1 protein-coding gene and 1 pseudogene are annotated in these 906 nt (G+C 53.0%); one reads left to right on the top strand and one right to left on the bottom strand.

The window, feature by feature from the left end:
- On the top strand, nucleotides 1-585 hold a 585-nt coding region (locus tag WM40_RS27175; RefSeq protein ID WP_046154664.1), incomplete at its 5' end, for a TonB-dependent siderophore receptor.
- Nucleotides 586-682: 97 nt separating this feature from the next.
- Here WM40_RS27175 and WM40_RS27170 read toward each other — a convergent pair.
- Nucleotides 683-906, bottom strand: a pseudogene (locus WM40_RS27170) (IS3 family transposase); the annotation flags it as partial.

The raw sequence follows: 906 nt of genomic DNA, 5'->3' as shown, positions 1-906 counted from the left end.
CCCCTGGCACCGGAGAAGAGCAATCAGGAGGAAGTCGGTTTAAAAGGCAACTTCCTGGATGACAAGCTTGCGGTCACACTTGCGGCCTATCGAATTTCCTACACCAACCAGAATATTTCGGACCCAGCCCATCCGGGATTTTATATTGCTGCGGGCGGTGCGGTCAGTCGCGGCTTCGAAGTGGAAGCGCAAGGTAAGATTCTTCCTGGGCTGAATCTTATCGGCCAATATACGTACGACGATTACGTGAGGCCCTATAACCCTTCGGTCGCAGTCAATATGCCGAAGCATTCTGCAAGTCTCTGGACGACATACAACTTCCAAATCGCAGCACTTCAGGGCTTCGGCGTCGGTCTCGGCTACATCTTCACGAGTTCACAGGACGTGGGTACGAGCAGCAACTACCGGATCGGAAGTCAATTAGAGACCGATGTTTCCCTCTTCTATCGCCACAAGAATTTTGGCCTGAACCTTGCTGTCAAAAACCTGTTCAACCGCAGCCTGTACTACAGCAGCACTACGGCAGACTTCATTCCGATGGGTCCAACGCGAACGGTTTTGCTGACCGGCACGTTTGACTTCTAATGTTGCCCCCGGTCGCACTCCCCCTCTGTCAGACTATTTGGAACATGAATGCTGTTAGAGTTTGAACCGGTGACTGTCAAGGTAGTTGGAACGTGAGTTATGCGGCATCTACCACTTCTTGCACATGTTGCGTTTGATGATGTGTTTGCGGGTTAAGCCAGACACAGCCAATCGGTTGCCAGTTGCGTAGCTTACCGGACCATCGCGCCGGATTCAGTTCTCGAGCACGCTGATACAGCGCATGGCGTTTCTTCAATATCTCTGGCTCCTGCCCGGCATGCCGATGGGCCGGCGCGACGAATCGGATCGCGCTATGACGAT

It is taken from the genome of Robbsia andropogonis (genome assembly GCF_000970345.1).
Lineage (GTDB): Bacteria > Pseudomonadota > Gammaproteobacteria > Burkholderiales > Burkholderiaceae > Robbsia > Robbsia andropogonis.
This window is presented reverse-complemented; position numbering and strand designations above follow the sequence as displayed.